Origin of the sequence: Phenylobacterium sp., assembly GCF_030681155.1 — a bacterium.
Classification (GTDB): Bacteria; Pseudomonadota; Alphaproteobacteria; order Caulobacterales; family Caulobacteraceae; genus Phenylobacterium.
In genome coordinates this window covers 62,924-79,041 of record NZ_JAUXXE010000049.1, presented here as the reverse complement: position 1 = coordinate 79,041, position 16,118 = coordinate 62,924, and the positions used below count along the sequence as shown (strand labels likewise).

17 protein-coding genes are annotated in these 16,118 nt (G+C 66.2%); 8 read left to right on the top strand and 9 right to left on the bottom strand.

The features are described 5' to 3' along the window. Positions 1-15: 15 nt before the first annotated feature. Positions 16-702: a response regulator transcription factor gene (locus Q8M13_RS12495; RefSeq protein ID WP_305300302.1), complete on the bottom strand. Its 687-nt coding sequence runs from the start codon at positions 700-702 to the stop codon at positions 16-18. A gap of 58 nt (positions 703-760) precedes the next feature. On the opposite strand from Q8M13_RS12495, the gene Q8M13_RS12490 reads away from it, so the two are divergent. Beyond that, positions 761-1,267 (top strand): L,D-transpeptidase, encoded by a 507-nt coding sequence (locus tag Q8M13_RS12490; protein ID WP_305300276.1) that lies wholly within the window; start codon positions 761-763, stop codon positions 1,265-1,267. Between the two features lie 111 nt (positions 1,268-1,378). Here Q8M13_RS12490 and Q8M13_RS12485 read toward each other — a convergent pair whose 3' ends face one another. Further along, a complete protein-coding gene (locus Q8M13_RS12485; protein WP_305300275.1) occupies positions 1,379-2,029 on the bottom strand; it encodes a YggS family pyridoxal phosphate-dependent enzyme in 651 nt (216 codons plus the stop codon). A 73-nt stretch (positions 2,030-2,102) separates the two neighbouring features. On the opposite strand from Q8M13_RS12485, the gene Q8M13_RS12480 reads away from it, so the two are divergent. Then, complete coding sequence (locus Q8M13_RS12480; RefSeq protein ID WP_305300274.1) at positions 2,103-2,639, top strand: thiamine phosphate synthase; 537 nt, start codon at positions 2,103-2,105, stop codon at positions 2,637-2,639. Here Q8M13_RS12480 and Q8M13_RS12475 read toward each other — a convergent pair. Next, the gene (locus tag Q8M13_RS12475) at positions 2,629-3,012 is read right to left on the bottom strand and encodes an NtrZ family periplasmic regulatory protein (protein ID WP_305300273.1); all 384 of its coding nucleotides are present in this window, start codon (positions 3,010-3,012) and stop codon (positions 2,629-2,631) included. The genes Q8M13_RS12480 and Q8M13_RS12475 overlap by 11 nt on opposite strands. A gap of 256 nt (positions 3,013-3,268) precedes the next feature. Here Q8M13_RS12475 and Q8M13_RS12470 point away from each other — a divergent pair, with 256 nt between their 5' ends. From Q8M13_RS12470 to holA, 4 genes are all read left to right on the top strand, one after another. After that, positions 3,269-3,778, top strand: coding sequence for a DUF3576 domain-containing protein (locus Q8M13_RS12470; RefSeq protein ID WP_305300272.1), 510 nt, complete (start codon positions 3,269-3,271; stop codon positions 3,776-3,778). Between the two features lie 108 nt (positions 3,779-3,886). Next, the gene (gene leuS, locus Q8M13_RS12465) at positions 3,887-6,469 is read left to right on the top strand and encodes a leucine--tRNA ligase (protein ID WP_305300271.1); all 2,583 of its coding nucleotides are present in this window, start codon (positions 3,887-3,889) and stop codon (positions 6,467-6,469) included. A 7-nt stretch (positions 6,470-6,476) separates the two neighbouring features. Beyond that, positions 6,477-6,974, top strand: a complete 498-nt coding sequence (gene lptE, locus Q8M13_RS12460) for an LPS assembly lipoprotein LptE (RefSeq protein WP_305300270.1) — start codon at positions 6,477-6,479, stop codon at positions 6,972-6,974. Positions 6,975-6,987: 13 nt separating this feature from the next. Next, positions 6,988-8,037, top strand: a complete 1,050-nt coding sequence (holA, locus tag Q8M13_RS12455; RefSeq protein ID WP_305300269.1) for a DNA polymerase III subunit delta — start codon at positions 6,988-6,990, stop codon at positions 8,035-8,037. A 121-nt stretch (positions 8,038-8,158) separates the two neighbouring features. Here the strand turns inward: holA and Q8M13_RS12450 are convergent, their stop codons facing one another. The 6 genes from Q8M13_RS12450 to Q8M13_RS12425 all read right to left on the bottom strand — a co-directional run bounded on the left by Q8M13_RS12450 (position 8,159) and on the right by Q8M13_RS12425 (position 14,252). Further along, positions 8,159-9,046 carry a ParB/RepB/Spo0J family partition protein gene (locus tag Q8M13_RS12450; RefSeq protein WP_305300268.1) on the bottom strand — a complete coding sequence of 296 codons (888 nt, stop codon included), beginning with the start codon at positions 9,044-9,046 and terminating at the stop codon, positions 8,159-8,161. A gap of 6 nt (positions 9,047-9,052) precedes the next feature. Beyond that, complete coding sequence (locus Q8M13_RS12445; protein WP_305300267.1) at positions 9,053-9,862, bottom strand: ParA family protein; 810 nt, start codon at positions 9,860-9,862, stop codon at positions 9,053-9,055. Continuing rightward, positions 9,846-10,496, bottom strand: a complete 651-nt coding sequence (gene rsmG, locus Q8M13_RS12440; RefSeq protein WP_305300266.1) for a 16S rRNA (guanine(527)-N(7))-methyltransferase RsmG — start codon at positions 10,494-10,496, stop codon at positions 9,846-9,848. Before rsmG ends, Q8M13_RS12445 begins: the two co-directional genes overlap by 17 nt. Before the next feature lie 28 nt (positions 10,497-10,524). After that, positions 10,525-12,375, bottom strand: a complete 1,851-nt coding sequence (mnmG, locus tag Q8M13_RS12435; protein ID WP_305300265.1) for a tRNA uridine-5-carboxymethylaminomethyl(34) synthesis enzyme MnmG — start codon at positions 12,373-12,375, stop codon at positions 10,525-10,527. 294 nt (positions 12,376-12,669) lie between these two features. Beyond that, the gene (gene mnmE, locus Q8M13_RS12430) at positions 12,670-14,004 is read right to left on the bottom strand and encodes a tRNA uridine-5-carboxymethylaminomethyl(34) synthesis GTPase MnmE (protein WP_305300264.1); all 1,335 of its coding nucleotides are present in this window, start codon (positions 14,002-14,004) and stop codon (positions 12,670-12,672) included. Continuing rightward, positions 14,001-14,252: a DUF6489 family protein gene (locus Q8M13_RS12425; protein WP_305300263.1), complete on the bottom strand. Its 252-nt coding sequence runs from the start codon at positions 14,250-14,252 to the stop codon at positions 14,001-14,003. The genes mnmE and Q8M13_RS12425 overlap by 4 nt, the downstream gene beginning before the upstream one ends. Positions 14,253-14,363: 111 nt before the next feature. Here Q8M13_RS12425 and Q8M13_RS12420 point away from each other — a divergent pair, with 111 nt between their 5' ends. After that, complete coding sequence (locus Q8M13_RS12420; protein WP_305300262.1) at positions 14,364-15,074, top strand: dienelactone hydrolase family protein; 711 nt, start codon at positions 14,364-14,366, stop codon at positions 15,072-15,074. Beyond that, positions 15,074-16,045 carry a quinone oxidoreductase gene (locus Q8M13_RS12415; RefSeq protein ID WP_305300261.1) on the top strand — a complete coding sequence of 324 codons (972 nt, stop codon included), beginning with the start codon at positions 15,074-15,076 and terminating at the stop codon, positions 16,043-16,045. The genes Q8M13_RS12420 and Q8M13_RS12415 overlap by 1 nt, the downstream gene beginning before the upstream one ends. Positions 16,046-16,118 lie beyond the last annotated feature (73 nt).

Below are 16,118 nucleotides of genomic sequence, written 5' to 3'. Positions count from 1 at the left end.
CCGTCGGCCGACGCCCTATGGCGCCAACCGGTAGCCCCCCGCCTCGGTCAGCAGCAAGCGCGCATTGCCGGGATCGGGCTCGATCTTCTGGCGCAGGCGATAGACGTGGGTTTCCAGGGTGTGAGTGGTGACGCCGGCGTTGTAGCCCCAGACTTCGGCCAGCAGCTCCTCGCGCGACACCGGCTTTTCGCCGGCCCGATAGAGGTACTTCAGGATGTTGGTCTCTTTTTCCGTCAGGCGGATCTTCTTCTGGTTGGCGTCCACCAGCATCTTCGCGGACGGCCGGAACTCGTAGGCGCCCAGGTGGAACACCGCGCCCTCAGATTGTTCGTGGCTGCGGAGCTGGGCGCGGATGCGGGCCAGCAACACCTGAAACTTGAAGGGCTTGGTCACATAGTCGTTCGCCCCGGCTTCCAGGCCGGAGATCTGATCGTCATCGGTGTCGGCGGCGGTCAGCATGATAATCGGCGCAACCACCCCTTGCGCACGCATCTGCCGGCAGGCCTCGCGGCCGTTCATGTCCGGCAGGTCCACATCGAGCAATATGAGGTCCGGGCGATGCTCGACGGCGGCCTTCACCCCGTCGCCGGCGGTCGCCGCCTCGATGGCCGAGAATTCCTCGGAAAGTTGGAGTTGTTCGGCGATTGCGCCGCGGAGTTCTTCGTTGTCGTCGACGACGAGCAAGGTCTTGCGTTGAGCCATGGACGGGAACATGCACCGTATTGGCCCCCGCCGCCAACCGCTGGAGACCCCTTAGGCCATGATGTTCACGGCGATGTCAGATGGAAGCTTCCACCTGAACGGCCGCGCGACCCGTTGCGCGCTTGGAAAAACCGGGGTCATCGACGCTGGACTGAAGCGCGAGGGCGACGGCAAGTCGCCGCTCGGCGCCTGGACAATTCGTCGCGTGCTCTATCGCCCCGACAAGGGCGAACGCCCGAAGACCCAGCTACCGACCCGCGCCCTGGAACGCGATGACGGTTGGTGTGACGCGCCCGGCGACCCGGCCTACAACCGCGCCGTCAAACTGCCCCACCCGGCCAGCGCCGAGCACATGTGGCGCGAGGATGACGTCTACGATCTGGTCTGCATCCTGGCCCACAACGACGATCCGCCGGTCAGCCCGCTAGGCTCGGCGATCTTCCTGCACCTGGCGAAACCCGACTACTCGCCGACCGAGGGCTGCATCGCCCTGTCACGGCCCGACATGCTGGAACTGCTGTCCTTGGCCCAGATTGGCGACGCGGTGGAGATCAAGCAGGTTTAGCCCCCTCAGTCAGCTTCGCTGACAGCTCCCCCAGCGGGGGAGCATCTAGGGAACAAGATCCTCCCCCGCTGGGGGAGGTGGATCGGTGCGAAGCGCCGAGACGGAGGGGGCTTATCGCGCGCCGAACAGCGCCGAGCCGACCCGAACGCTGGTCGCACCGAAGCGGATCGCGGTTTCAAAGTCGTCGCTCATGCCCATGGAGAGCTTTTCCACGCCATTTCGCGCAGCGATCTTGGCCAGCAACGCGAAGTGCGGGCCCGGAGGCTCCACCGCCGGCGGGATGCACATCAAGCCCTCGACATTGAGGCCGTAGGTCTGGCGGCAGGCGGCGATGAAGGCGTCGGCTTCGCTGGGGATCACCCCGGCCTTCTGCTCTTCCTCCCCGGTGTTGACCTGCACATAGAGACGCGGCGCCTTGCCCTGCTTCTGAATCTCTTCAGCCAGCACGCCCGCCAGCTTCTCCCGATCCAGGGTCTCGATGACGTCGAAAAAGGCCACAGCCTCGCGGGCCTTGTTGGTTTGCAGCGGGCCGATAAGGCGAAGTTCGATCTCGCTGCGACGCTCGCTCCAACGCTCCATCGCCTCCTGAACGCGATTTTCGCCGAACACCGCCTGGCCGGCGGCTAGGATCGGCTCAACCCTCTCCCAGGTCTGTTGCTTGGAGACAGCGACCAGGGTCACATCGGCGCGGGTGCGGCCAGACGCCTTCGCCGCCCGGGCGATCCGGTCTAGGACATCGGTGAGGGCGGGAGAGACGGTCATTTCGGCGAACTTCTGGACAGTGGCGCGGACGGCGCAAGCCTTAGGGCGACAGGCGGCGCGGCGAAAGCCCCCGTTGCCGCCGCTGCTGTTCTTCACCGATCCCGAACGCACCCCCGATATCGAAGATGCGGCGCGGCGCCTGCCCCGAGGATCGGCCATCGTCTATCGCAGCTTTGGGGCGGCGGACGCCGAGACGCGGGCGCGCGGCCTGGTTGCTATCGCCCGCCGACGCGGCCTGCTGCTGCTGATCGGCGCCGACGCGGCGCTGGCGGCCAAGGTAGGGGCCGACGGCGTCCACCTGCCCGAACGCCTGGCGCATAGGGCCCGTCTCCTGAAGCGCCCCGGCTGGATCGTCACGGCGGCGGCTCATAGCGCTTTGGCGGCGCGGCGCGGCCTGGCGTGCGGCGCGGACGCCGTGGTGGTGTCGGCGATCTTTGCGTCAAACAGTCCGTCAGCAGGCCCGCCCATCGGCCCTCTTCGGCTGGCGCAGCTCGTGCGGACGACTGGTGGAGCAGTCTACGGCCTGGGCGGGATCAATAGCAAAACATCCCGCCGGCTGATGCCTGCGGGCCTGGTCGGTCTGGCGGCTGTCGAAGCCCTTAGAATTTGAAGGCGGTCTCGAGACGAACGCGCGGAGCGGAGTCCTGCGGTTCAGTCTTCTTGTAGGCCGGAGCCTCTTTCTCGCCCAGCGCCACCGCGCCGCCGACCCGGAGGCTTGGCGTGACGCGGAAATAGGCCCCAGCCTGGACGTCGTTCAGTTGCGTGTCGCGCTCGCCCCGTTGATCCAGGTTGAGCGAAACCCCCCAGCGCCCCTTGCCAGCGCCCCACTTCAACGACTTCGTCCCTTGCGAGGATGTCATCGTCGAGGATTCGCTACGCACGGTGAAGTCGGTGGTCTTCTTCGCGGTCTGGGCATGCGCCGTCGAAGCGCCGCTCACGAGGAGCGCCGCGCCGATCAACGAAATGACCAACTGCTTGGACATAACCACCTATATGGCCCCTTAGCCCCGGTACGCCAGTTGAGGCGCGACCGTTGCGCCGATTAAAGTCCGCTCGGCCCCCAGGTCAACCGACTCCAGACGCCCAGCGTGGCCATGACCGACATATGGTCGGCGCCTGTGGCGGCTGGGACACGCGATTCCTGTTTGGCGCTTGCACAGGCATTGTTATAGAGGGCGCGGCTGCGGGGGGCTGCGCCGCGGCGCGGACCGACGCGGGATAACGACTAGGAGCCGATATATGCCGTTTGTGCGCGGTGAGATTAAGCGTGGCGTGACGACCGGAGTGCTGGTGCTAAGCCTCGCGGCGCTGGCGGCCTGCTCGAGCGGCGGTAGCGCTCGAACCTTCCAGACCCAAGAGTCTGGTGGCGGCTTCAGCCTGTTTGGCGGCGGCAAGAAGAGCAGCTCTACCAACGCTGGGCAGCCGGCGATCGGCGTGAACGGCTATCTGTGGCGTGCGACGCTGGACACCTTGTCCTTCATGCCGCTGGCCTCGGCCGACCCCTATGGCGGCGTGATCATCACCGACTGGTTCGTGAACCCCGACCAACCGAACGAGCGGTTCAAGGCAACCGTCTACATCTTGGATTCGCGCCTGCGCGCTGATGGCCTGAACGTGGCCGTCTTCAAACAGGTCAAGGACGCCCAGGGCAATTGGACCGACGCGGCCTCGGCCGGTCAGACCGAGACCGACCTGGAAAACGCGATCCTTACCAAGGCTCGGCAGCTTCGCCTGTCCAACATCGGCTAAGGCCTCAAAGGGGCGCATTCGGGGACTCCAGTCAGGATGCGCTCTCCCCCTGGGGTCAGCGCAACGTCGGCGCTGACCGACACCTAACTGAAGTTCGAAGAACGCCTCATGGCCCGCTACAATCCGAAAGAAACTGAACCCAAGTGGCGCAAGGCCTGGGCGGACACCGAGGTGTTCCGCGCCGGCCCGCCGACGCCGGGCGTTCCGAAGTACTATGCGTTGGAGATGTTCCCCTATCCGTCGGGGCGTCTGCACATGGGCCATGTGCGCAACTACTCGCTCGGCGACGTCGTGGCCCGCTACAAGCGCGCCCGCGGCTTCAACGTCCTGCACCCGATGGGTTGGGACGCCTTTGGCCTGCCCGCCGAGAACGCGGCGATGGAGCGCGGCGTCGATCCGCGCGGCTGGACCTACGAAAACATCGCCAAGATGCGGGCCGAGCTGAAAGAGCTGGGCCTGTCGATCGACTGGTCGCGCGAATTCGCCACCTGTGACCCGGCCTATTACGGCAAGCAGCAGGACTGGTTCCTGGACTTGTGGAAGCGCGGCCTGGTCTACCGCAAGGAAAGCATCGTCAACTGGGACCCCATCGATCAGACCGTCCTGGCCAACGAACAAGTGGTCGATGGTCGCGGCTGGCGCTCGGGCGCCCCGGTCGAGAAGCGCAAGCTGAACCAGTGGTTCCTGCGCATCACCGACTATGCCGGCGAACTGACCGATAGCCTCAAGACCCTGGATCGCTGGCCCGACAAGGTGCGGCTGATGCAAGAGAACTGGATCGGGCGCTCCAAGGGCCTGAAGTTCTCCTTCGGCTGGGCCTCGGAAGCTCCCAAGGGCTTTGAGAGCGGACTGGAGGTCTACACCACCCGTCCCGACACCCTGTACGGCGCAAGTTTCGTAGGCATCGCGCCTGAGCACCCTCTGGCCGAGCAACTGGCCGCCGATCCCAAGGTCGCGGCCTTCATCGCCGAGTGCCGCAAGGGCGGCGCGTCAGAAGCCGAGATCGAGACCGCCGAGAAGATCGGCTTCGACACCGGCCTGACCGTGGCTCACCCGTTCGACCCCAGTTGGCGTCTGCCGGTCTGGATCGCGAACTTCATCCTGTTGGACTACGGCACAGGCGCGGTCTTCGGCTGCCCGGCGCACGACCAGCGCGACCTGGACTTCGCCCGCAAATACGACCTGCCCGTTAAGGCCGTGGTCCTGCCGCCCGGTGAAGATCCTGCCAGCTTCCAGGTGGGCGGCGAGGCGTACACCGGTCCCGGCGTAGCCTTCAATTCCGACTTCCTGAACGGGCTGGACGTCGAGGCGGCCAAGGCCGCGGCGATCGCCCGCATCGAGGAACAAGGCCAAGGCAAGGGCGCGACCGTCTTCCGCCTGCGCGACTGGGGCGTGGCCCGCCAGCGCGGCTGGGGCTGCCCGATCCCGGTGGTCCATTGCGCCAAGTGCGGCGTGATCCCGGTTCCAAAGGACCAACTGCCGATCGTCCTGCCCGACGACATGGACTTCTCCAAGCCGGGCAACGCTTTGGCGCGGCACCCGACCTGGAAGGACACCACCTGCCCTGACTGCGGCGGCGCAGCGACGCGCGAAACTGACACGCTGGACACCTTCGTGGACAGCTCCTGGTACTTCGCCCGCTTCACCGACACCGAAAGCGCCGCACCGATCGACAAGGCCGCCGCCGACTATTGGATGCCGGTCGACCAGTATGTGGGCGGCATCGAGCACGCGGTCCTGCACCTGCTCTACGCCCGCTTCGTGACCAAAGCGCTGGCCGATGAGGGCATGCTGTCGGTGCGCGAACCCTTCGCCGGCCTGTTCACCCAGGGCATGGTGACCCACGAAACCTATCGCCGCCAGAACGGCGAATGGGTCGAGCCGCGCGCCGTCGAGTTCGAAACCGAAGCCGGCTCCCGCCGCGCCAAGATCGCCGAAACCGGCGAGCCGATCGTGATCGGCGACGTCGAGAAGATGTCGAAGTCGAAGAAGAACACCGTCACGCCGGACGAAATCTTCGACGTCTATGGCGTCGACGCCGCGCGCCTGTTCGTGCTGTCCGACAGCCCACCGGAGCGCGACACCCAATGGTCGGCGTCCGGCGTCGAGGGCGCCTGGCGCTTCGTCAATCGGGTCTGGAACGAGTTTGACAGCCAGCCGGCCGGCCCGGCCCCCGCCCCTGTCGCCGATCCCAAGGCCGACGAGCTGCGGGCCTTCACACACCGCACGATCAAGGGCCTGACCGAGGCGGTCGAGAGCTTCCGCTTCAATTCCGGCATCGCGCGGATGTACGAATTCCTGAATAAACTCAAGGAATTCCCCGCCGAGGGTGCGACCCCTGCGGTGCTGGGCGCACGCCATGAAGCGCTGTCGGCCTTCGCTCGGCTGATCTCGCCCTTCACGCCCCACCTGGCCGAAGAGGCTTGGGCCCGCATCGGCGGGGAAGGGATGGTGGTGTCCGCGCCCTGGCCGGAATTCGATCCTGCCCTGACCCAGGACGCGGTCCGGATTCTGCCGGTTCAGGTCAACGGCAAGCGGCGCGGCGAGATTTCTGTCGCCGCCGGCGCGGAACCAGCCGATGTTGAGAAGCTGGTGCTGAACGATCCGGAAATCGCCCGGCGCCTGGAAGGTCTCTCGATCAAGAAGGTGATCGTGGTGAAGGATCGGATCGTCAACATCGTGGCTGGGTGAGCAGACAATGAACCGCGTCATCATCTCCGCCGCCCTGGCGGCCACGGCCCTCGGCCTGTCAGCCTGTGGGTTCACGCCGCTCTATGCGACGCCCGGCGTCTCGACGCAGCTGACGGCCGTGCAGGTCGTGACTCCGCCCGGCCGCACCGGGCAGTTGATCCGCGAGCACCTCGACGACGCCCTTGCCCGCAACAAGGGCGTGACGCCCCGCTACAAGATGGAGTTGGTGCTCTCGGAAACCCGCTACCCGCGCGGCGTGCGGGTCGACAACGTCGCCACCCGCTACGAGTACGTCCTGACCGCGAATTACACGGTCACCGCCCTGCCCTCGGGCACGCCGGTCAAGGTCGGCACGACCCGCGTCGAGGTCACCTATGACAGCGCCGACCAACCCTACGCCTCGATCTCGGCCCAGCAGGACGCCCAAGACCGCGCCGCCGCCGAGGCGGCCAGGAAGATCCAGCTCGAGCTAGCCGCCTGGCTGGCGACCAGCGGGAAATCCTAGGAATTTCAAGGCCGTGATCCTCGCCAAACGGCCGGACATCGAACGCTTTCTGGCCAAGCCGGAAGGTGTTCGCGTTGTGCTTATCTATGGCCGCGACACCGGGGTCGTGAAGGATCGAGGCGCGCAGCTCGCCTCCAAGATCGTCCCCAATCTCGACGACCCCTTCGATGTCGCCCTGCTGACCGATGGCGACCTGGATGGCGACGGGGCGCGGCTCGAAGGCGAGCTGGCGGCTCAGTCACTGATGGGCGGCCGCCGACTAGTGCGTCTGCGCTTCGCGACCGAGAAGGCCAGCCTGGACAAGCAGGTGGCCGAGACCCTGGTCGCCCACGCCAGCGGCAAGCTCAATCCCGACGCCTTCTTCATCATCGAGGCCGGCAATCTTGGCCGCGACTCCGCCATCCGCAAGGCCGCCGAGAAGGCGCCAGAGGCGGCGGCCATCCCCTGCTACGAGGACGAGCCGGGCGACGTGGCCCGTCTGGTGCGCGAACTGTTGGCCAAGGATAGCGTCGGCCTCGACGCCCAGGCTCTGCAGCTATTCGTCGGACGCCTGCCCAAGGAGCGCGGCGTCGCCCGCCAGGAGATCGAGCGACTGGCGCTCTATCTCGAGCCTGGGAGCGGCCGCACCGCCGCGGCCAAGGACCTGGACGACTTCCTTGGCGTCGAGCCGGAAGCCTCGCTGTTCGACGCGGCGGCCGACGCCTTCAGCGGCAAGCTCGCCGACGCCCAGGCTGCGCTGCGCCGCGCCGCCGCCGAGGGCGAGGCCGGGCCCGCCGCCGTCCGAGCGATCAGCATGTATCTGGCCAAACTGCGCCGAACCCTGACTCTGGCCAAGAACGGCGCTGGCCTGCAGGAAGCCGCCAAGGCCTCCGGGGTGTTTTGGAAACAGGAGCGCGAGTTTCTGCGGCAAGCGCGGAGCTGGTCACTGGACGACCTCGACAAACTGCAGCCTGAAGTGCTCGCCGCCGACAAGGCCTGCAAGACTGCCGGCTCGCCCGACAGCCTGATCGCCGAGCGGCTGGCCCTGACCATCGCCGGCCGCGCCAGGCGCCTGGGCCTCTAAAACGGCCTTCTCAAAATCGGCTCTCAGCAGCTCAGAGATATACGGTGTCGTATCTCTGTATGTTTGTTTCGTCAGAAGCCGGATTTTGATTTTCAGTCCTTATAAATCAAGGACTTAGATATCAGCCTCGCGCGGTCAGTTTGCGGCACAGCTCGTCGAGCTGTTCGAGCGTCGCATATTTGATCTTCAGCTCACCGACGCCGCCGCGATCGACCACTTCGACATCGAGACCGAGCACGTCCGAGAGGTCGGCCTCCAGCGCCTGGGTGTCGGTGTCCTTCACCGGCTTTCGCTTGGCGGCGGACTGGGGCCGAGCGGCCGACGGCGTGTTGCGAGCGAGGTTCTCGGCGTCGCGGACCGACAAGCCTTTGGCGATGATGATCTCGGCCAGGGCGGCTGGATCGTCGGCGGTGAGGATGGCGCGGGCGTGACCGGCCGAGAGCCGGCCCTCAAGCACATGCTGGCGAACCGCCTCGGGCAGGTTCATCAGGCGCAGGGTGTTGGCCACGTGGCTGCGGCTCTTGCCGACGCTGTCGGCCACCTCTTCCTGGGTGCGGCGGAACTTCTCGATCAGCTGCTGGTAGGCGCTGGCCTCTTCGATGGGGTTGAGATTGGCGCGCTGAACATTCTCGATGACGGCGATTTCCAGCACCTGGACATCGTCCAGCTCGCGGACCAGCACCGGCATGACCCGCAGGCCCGCCTTCTGGCTGGCCCGCCAGCGGCGTTCACCAGCGACGATCTCCCACTCGCCCGGGAGCCCCGGCGCGGGCCGCACCAGGATCGGCTGCAGGATACCCTTCTCGCGGATCGACGCGGCCAGTTCATCGACCTCGGTCTCGGAGAACACCCAGCGGGGCTGGTCGGCGTTCCGGTGGATCAGCTCGATCGGGATCTCACGAACGCCAGAGATCTCACTCGCGGACGCCCCGGCGACGACCTTGGCCTCGTCGGCGTCGCCCAACAGAGCGGCCATACCCCGGCCCAAACCCCGCTTCTCAACCATCATGTTTCCTTAGGCCGCGGCCTTGGCGCGGCGGTCGCGCTCTCTCAGCACGACCTCCCGAGCGAGCTTCAGATAGGCTTGGGAGCCCGTGCATTTCAGATCGTAAACTAGAACCGGCTTGCCGTAGGACGGCGCCTCTGACACCCGCACATTGCGCGGAATGACGGTGCTGTAGACGATGTCGCCGAAGTGGCCGCGGACGTCCCGGGCCACCTGCTCCGACAAGCTGTTGCGCCGGTCGTACATGGTCAGAACGATGCCCTGGATCTCAAGGCCTGGATTGAGGCTGCCGCGCACCAGGTCCACGGTCCGCATCAGCTGGGTCAGGCCTTCCAGGGCGAAGAACTCGCACTGCAGGGGCACAAGCACCGCGTCGGCGGCGGCCATGGCGTTGACCGTCAGCAGGTTCAGCGACGGCGGGCAATCGATCAGGACGTAGGTGTACTCGCCGGCCGCGCGGATTGGCTCAAGGGCGTCGCGCAGCTTGAAGGAGCGTCGCGCCTGCTGGCCCAGCTCCAACTCAACGCCCGACAGATCCGGGTCGGCGGCGATTAGGTCGAGGCCCGGCAGGGCGGTCTTGACGACCGCCGAGGTCATCGGCTGCTCGCCCATCAAAACGTCGTACAGGGTGACCTTGCGCAGGGCGCGGCCGATGCCAAGGCCAGTCGAGGCGTTGCCCTGGGGATCGGAATCGATCAGCAGCACCTTCTCACCAACAGCGGCGAGCGCGGTGCCCAGATTGATGGCCGTGGTGGTCTTGCCGACGCCGCCCTTCTGGTTGGCGACGACCAAGACACGTAGCTTACGGTTTGCGGCCACGGCCGAGCCTCCTTACACGCACAATCTTGCCTCTGGAGTCGCTCAAGCTGGGTAGCACGGCGGCGTCGAAGTCCCAATTGCTAGCGGCGTCCTCAAGTTCGGACGCTACATCTTGTCCCTTAAGGAAGAGCGCGGTCGCTCCACGCTTCAAGTAGGGCTGGGCATACCCCATCAGTCGCGTGAGGGGCGCGCAAGCCCGGGCAGTGACGATATCCACAGTCAGGGACAAATCTTCCGCACGAGAATTATGAACTGTCGCCGGAAGCTTCAGCCCATCGACCACCTCGGTCAGGAACCGGCAGCGTTTCGTCAGACTATCGACAAGGTGGACGTGGAAGCCGGGGCGGTCTTTCGCGAGGATCGCCAACACGATGCCAGGCAATCCTGCGCCGGTTCCGAGATCGGCCCAGGTGAGAGCGTCCGGGGCTAACGGCAGGATTTGAGCTGAATCCCAGGCGTGTCGCGACCAGAAAACGTCGAGCGTCGCCGGCCCCACGAGGTTCATCTTGGCGTTCCACTCGATCAGGTATGACCGGTAGCGCTCCAGATCGGCGATGGCTTCCGGCCCGGCCCCCGTGATCGCAGCGAAGGCGGCGGCGTCGGCCACCAGAACGGGGTCTGCAACTTCTGACACAGGCGGGAACTCAGGCAATGGCTGGGGCTCAGGCGGCGTGGCGACGAACGTGGGCGAGCAGAGCGGTCAAGGCGCCCGGGGTCACGCCCTCGATGCGGGCGGCTTGGCCGAGGGTCAGCGGGCGAACGGTGATTAGCTTTTCGCGGACCTCGTTGGAGAGCCCCCCCACCCCGGCATAGTCGAGATCGGCCGGTAGCCGCAGGTTTTCATCGCGGCGGAAGGCGGCTGCGTCGGCGGCCTGGCGGTCCAGATAGCCGGCATAGGACGCGTCGATCTCGATCTGCTCGCGGATCTCCGGCGCCCACTCGGCCAGCTCGGGCCATAGGGCCGAGAGGTCATCGAACCCGATGGTCGGATAGGCCAGGAGCTGCGTGAGGTCGCGGACAACGCCATCGGCCTTCACCGGGAGCCCCGCCTTCTGGGCGACGGCGGGCGTCAGGGTCAGGGCGGCGGCGCGAGCGCGGGCCTGGGCGAGCAAGTCAGACTTTGCACGGAACGCTGTTTCACGTGAAACACCGACCACGCCCAAGGCCATACCGCGCTCGGTCAGACGCTGGTCCGCATTGTCAGCCCGCAGCGACAACCGGAACTCGGCCCGGCTGGTGAACATCCGATAGGGCTCGGTGACGCCACAGGTGACGAGGTCATCGATCAGCACGCCGATATAGGCTTCATCACGACCGAAAGCGGCGGCTTCCAGTCCAGAGGCCGCTCGCGCCGCGTTCAGGCCGGCGACGAGGCCTTGAGCGCCCGCCTCCTCATATCCCGTGGTGCCGTTGATCTGCCCGGCCAGATATAGGCCCGGAACGCGCTTGACCTCCAGGGTGGGGTAGAGCTCGCGGGGATCCACGTAGTCGTATTCGATGGCGTAGCCGTAGCGCTTCACCTGGACGTTCTCGAGACCCGGAATTGTCCGCAGGAACAGATCCTGAGTTTCCTCAGAGACCGAGGTCGAGATCCCGTTTGGATAGACCGTGGTGTCGTCCAGGCCTTCCGGCTCCAGGAAGATTTGGTGGCTGTCCTTGTCGCCGAACCGAACGACCTTATCCTCGATCGAGGGGCAATAGCGCGGGCCCCGGCCGTTGATCCGGCCGCCATAGACGGCGGACTCGGTCAGGCGATCGGCGATGATCTGGTGCGTGGCGGCGTTGGTGTAGGTGACCCCGCACTCGATCTGCGGCGTGGTGATCTTGTCAGTCAGGAACGAGAACGGGACCGGCTCGGCGTCAGCCGCCTGCATCTCAAGGCCGTCCCAGGCGATGGTCGAGCCGTCCAGACGTGCGGGGGTTCCGGTCTTCAGCCGCCCCATCGATAGGCCAGAAGCATAGAGGCGGTCCGAAAGGCCGATGGCCGGCGCATCGCCCACCCGGCCGGCCGGGATGCGCTTCTCGCCCTGATGAATGATACCTTTGAGGAATGTGCCCGTCGTCAGGACCACCCTGCCCGCTCGGTACTCGTTTCCCGTGGCGCCGACCACGCCCTGAACCACGCCGTCCACGACGATTAGGTCCTCGACCGCTTCGGCCAGAATGCTGAGGTTCGGCGTTGCGGCGAGCTCGGCCTGCATCGCTTCACGATAGAGTTTGCGGTCGATCTGCGAGCGGGGGCCGCGAACGGCCGCGCCCTTGGAACGGTTCAGCATGCGGAACTGGATGCCGGCGACGTCGGCTAACCTGCCCATCAAGCCGTCCAGGGCGTCGATTTCGCGAACCAGATGCCCCTTGCCGAGGCCGCCGATGGCTGGATTGCAGCTCATCTCGCCGATGGTTTCGACCTTATGTGTGAGCAGCAGGGTCTTGGCCCCAAAGCGCGCGGAAGCCGCCGCGGCTTCGCAGCCGGCGTGCCCACCCCCGATGATGATGACGTCCCAGGCGCTCAAGCTTGTCGTCTCCACGAAAGACGCCCCCGGCGAGGCGGGGGCGGTCTGAAGCTATAGGGCAAGACGGCCTGGGTTTCACGTGGGATTCGGCCGCGGGTCGCACGTTGGTGTTTCACGTGAAACACGGCCGCTTGGTTCGGAGGTTGGACGAGCGTTGCGTAGCGCCAGCCACCCCTCTCCCACTGGGAGAGGTTAGGTGAGGGTCTTGCTCCCCACCGACAAAACCCGGCAAGCCGGAACGCCGCTGCGCGGCCCCCTCACCCAAACTCCTCCCGAGGGAGAGGGCTTATGGGCCTACTTGCCGATGCAGAAGCTGGAGAACACGCGGTCGAGTACGTCTTCGGGGTCGATGCGGCCGGTGATGCGGTCGAGCGCGCGGCCCGCGAGGCGGACGTCTTCGGCGGCCAGTTCGAGATCGTCTTCCAGAACCAGGGCCCGCTGCAGGCGCTCCAGGGCCTCAGCCAGCAGTTCGCGGTGACGCAGCCTGGTGGCGGTTGGCAGCTCGGCCCCGGCTAGAGCGGCCACAACCCGCGTCTCCAGGGCATGTTCGAGGGCGGCGATATCGCCGGGGGACTTGGCGCTCAGCCTAAGGGCCTCGACGCCAAACGCGCGCGCCTCGACGACGGCGTGGCCGGTTTCGGCGCCCGGCGGCAGGTCGGCCTTGTTGATCACGCAGAGGTCGTGCGGATGAAGTTCTGGCGCCGTCGCAGCTGCGTCGCTGGCGCCGTCCACCACCCAGATCCGAAGGTCGGCTTCCCCGGCCCAAGCCCGCGCGCGGCGAACACCCTCGGCTTCGATCTCGTCGTGGGTTTCGCGCAGTCCGGCGGTGTCGGCGAGCAAGGCTTTGTAGCCACTGAAGCGCATCGGCACTTCGATGATATCACGCGTGGTCCCAGGCGTGGCAGTGACGATCGCCGCCTCACGACCGGCCAGTGCGTTCAGGATCGTGCTCTTGCCGGCGTTGGGCGCGCCGATCAGGGCGATGCGGAAGCCTTCACGCACCTGCTCGCCGCGTTTCACGTGGACTAGGGCATGCTCGATGTCGGCGATCAGGTCGGTCAACACCGGCCGAGCGCGGGCCGCCACGTCTGCGGGCACCTCTTCGTCGGCGAAGTCCACTGCGGCCTCGAACATCGCCAAGGCTTCGATCAGGGCGTCACGCCAGCGGCTCTGGGCGTGCCCCAGCGCGCCACCAAGCTGATCGAGCGCCTGGCGGCGTTGAGCCTCGGTTTCGGCCTCTATGAGGTCGGCCACGCCTTCGGCCTGAGCCAGATCCAGCTTGCCGTTTTCAAACGCCCGCCGCGTGAACTCGCCCGGATCGGCCAAGCGAAGTCCGAGCGCCGATAGCGCCTCAAGCACGCCGGCGACGACCGCCGGGCCACCGTGAAGGTGGAGCTCAGCGCAGTCCTCGCCGGTGTAGCTCTTGGGTCCGGTGAACCACAGGATCAGGGCCTGGTCGATCGCCGCGCCGTCCTGACCCCGCAGGGTTCGCAAGGTTGCCAGACGTGGCCGCGGCAAACGACCGGCCAGGGCGGCGACCGCTCTCCCCGTCGCCGGCCCGGACAGGCGCACGACGGCGACCGCCGAACGCCCGGGGGCGGTGGCCGGCGCGAAGATAGTATCGGTCATTTGTTGCGGTTTGCGCCCATGCCAGCATCAACGGCGGCGGACATCAGGTTGCGGAACTGCTCCTGCGCCCCCGCCCCGAACGCCGCCCAGTTCTTCATCAACTCGTCAGGCGAGACCATCGCCATATTTGCGGTCATGCGTTTCTGCATCTCTTCGACCAGCTTGTCGTTAAGAGCGCTAACGTCTGGCAGACCGAGAAACGAACGGGCTTCCTGGGGCGAGCAGTCGATTTCGATCGTCATCTTCATCTGATTACCTCCAAGCGCCACATCGGCTCTGACCACATTGTTATGAGCGCAGCCGGGCCCCACAAGCTAGTAGCCGCGTGAAGGCCTTTTTTAGTGAAACGGGAGACGCCAATGGGCGAGACGATCACCATCAAGACCGAAGACGGCCAATTCGCCGCCTATGTCGCGCGACCCGAAAAAGTCCCCGGCCGAAGCCAGACCCCCGCTGTAGTGGTCATTCAGGAAATCTTCGGGGTCAACGCGGTGATGCGCGATACCTGCGACGAGTTGGCCGCCGCCGGCTTCCTGGCGGTCTGTCCCGACCTGTTCTGGCGGATCGAGCCGGGCATCGACATCACCGACCAATCCGAGGCCGAGTGGAAGAAGGCGTTCGAGCTCTACAACGCCTTCGACGTCGAGGCGGGGGTCAAGGACATCGCCGCGACCATCGACCAAGTCCGAGCCATGGGCGAGGTGAACGGCAAGGTTGGAGCCGTCGGGTTCTGCCTGGGCGGGCTTCTCGCCTTCCTGACCGCGACCCGCACCGACAGCGACGCCAGCGTCGCCTATTACGGCGTCGGCATCGAGAAGAACCTGATCGAGAGCGAGAAGCAGGCGCACCCGCTGCTGATGCACATCGCTGAGGAAGACCAGTTCGTGCCGAAGGAGGCCCAGGCGCTTATCCTGGCCACCCTGAAGAACCATCCGCAGATCGAAATCCACACCTATCCCGGCCGCGACCACGCCTTCGCGCGCAAGGGCGGCGAGCACTATGATGAGGCTGACGCCAAGCTGGCCGGCGGCCGGACCCTGGCCTTCTTCCAACAGCACCTGGAGGCTTGATGAAAGCAGTTCAATTCACAACGACCGGAGGGCCTGAGGTCCTCGAGGTCGTCGACATCCCCGCCCCCGTCGCGGGGCCCGGCCAGGTGCTGGTTCGCCAGCAGGCCATCGGGATCAACTTCATCGACACCTATCATCGCTCGGGCCTCTATCCGGTGAAGCTGCCGTCGCGGCTCGGCATGGAAGGCGCGGGCATTGTCGAGGCAGTCGGGGACGGCGTGACCCGGTTCAAGATTGGCGACCTGATCGCCTACGCCTCGGGGCCGTTGGGCGCCTATGCCGAGCTCCACACGGTCGTCGCTGAGCGGGCGGTCCGCCTGCCGGACGGCGTTGATGCGGCGACCGGCGCGGCCGCCATGCTGAAAGGCATGACCGCCGAGTTCCTGTTGCGCCGCTGCTATCCGGTGAAGGCCGGCGAGACGATCCTGGTCCACGCCGCCGCCGGTGGGGTGGGCTCGATCCTGGTCCAATGGGCCAAGCATCTGGGCGCCAAGGTGATCGCGACGGCCGGGTCCGAGGATAAGGCGGCGCGCGCCAGGAGCCTGGGGGCCGACCACGTCATCCTCTATCGCGATGAGGACGTCGCCGCCGAGGTGCGGAAGATCACGGGCGGCAAGGGTGTGCCGGTCGCCTACGACTCGGTCGGCGCGGCGACCTTCGAGGGTACGCTGGGCAGCCTGGCGCGGCGCGGACTGTTCGTCAGTTTTGGCAACGCCTCCGGCCCCGTGCCGCCGTTTGCACCTTCGAGACTCCAGATGGCCGGGTCGCTGTTCTTCACCCGTCCGACCATGGGCGACTATCAGGCCACGACCGCCGAGTTGGATGAAAGCGCCGCGGCCTTGTTCGAGGTGATCAAGTCCGGGGCCGTGAAGATCGACATCGGCCAGACCTTCCCGCTTGCCGAGACCCGTAGGGCGCATGAGGCGCTGGAAGGCCGCGAAACGGTCGGGGCGAGTTTGCTGATTCCGTAATTCCCCTCTCCCTCGGGAGAGGATGGGTGAGGTGGCGGCGTAGCCGCTCTGCCGACTCACCGCATCAAAGGGG

Coding starts and splice junctions, on each gene's coding strand:
- leuS (WP_305300271.1), top strand. CDS start 3,887: ATGGCCCGCTACAATCCGAAAGAAACTGAACCCAAGTGGCGCAAGGCC.
- Q8M13_RS12475 (WP_305300273.1), bottom strand. CDS start 3,012: ATGTCCAAGCAGTTGGTCATTTCGTTGATCGGCGCGGCGCTCCTCGTG.
- Q8M13_RS12450 (WP_305300268.1), bottom strand. CDS start 9,046: ATGATGGTTGAGAAGCGGGGTTTGGGCCGGGGTATGGCCGCTCTGTTG.
- Q8M13_RS12420 (WP_305300262.1), top strand. CDS start 14,364: ATGGGCGAGACGATCACCATCAAGACCGAAGACGGCCAATTCGCCGCC.
- lptE (WP_305300270.1), top strand. CDS start 6,477: ATGAACCGCGTCATCATCTCCGCCGCCCTGGCGGCCACGGCCCTCGGC.
- Q8M13_RS12485 (WP_305300275.1), bottom strand. CDS start 2,029: ATGACCGTCTCTCCCGCCCTCACCGATGTCCTAGACCGGATCGCCCGG.
- Q8M13_RS12425 (WP_305300263.1), bottom strand. CDS start 14,252: ATGAAGATGACGATCGAAATCGACTGCTCGCCCCAGGAAGCCCGTTCG.
- mnmE (WP_305300264.1), bottom strand. CDS start 14,004: ATGACCGATACTATCTTCGCGCCGGCCACCGCCCCCGGGCGTTCGGCG.
- Q8M13_RS12415 (WP_305300261.1), top strand. CDS start 15,074: ATGAAAGCAGTTCAATTCACAACGACCGGAGGGCCTGAGGTCCTCGAG.
- Q8M13_RS12490 (WP_305300276.1), top strand. CDS start 761: ATGATGTTCACGGCGATGTCAGATGGAAGCTTCCACCTGAACGGCCGC.
- Q8M13_RS12495 (WP_305300302.1), bottom strand. CDS start 702: ATGGCTCAACGCAAGACCTTGCTCGTCGTCGACGACAACGAAGAACTC.
- Q8M13_RS12470 (WP_305300272.1), top strand. CDS start 3,269: ATGCCGTTTGTGCGCGGTGAGATTAAGCGTGGCGTGACGACCGGAGTG.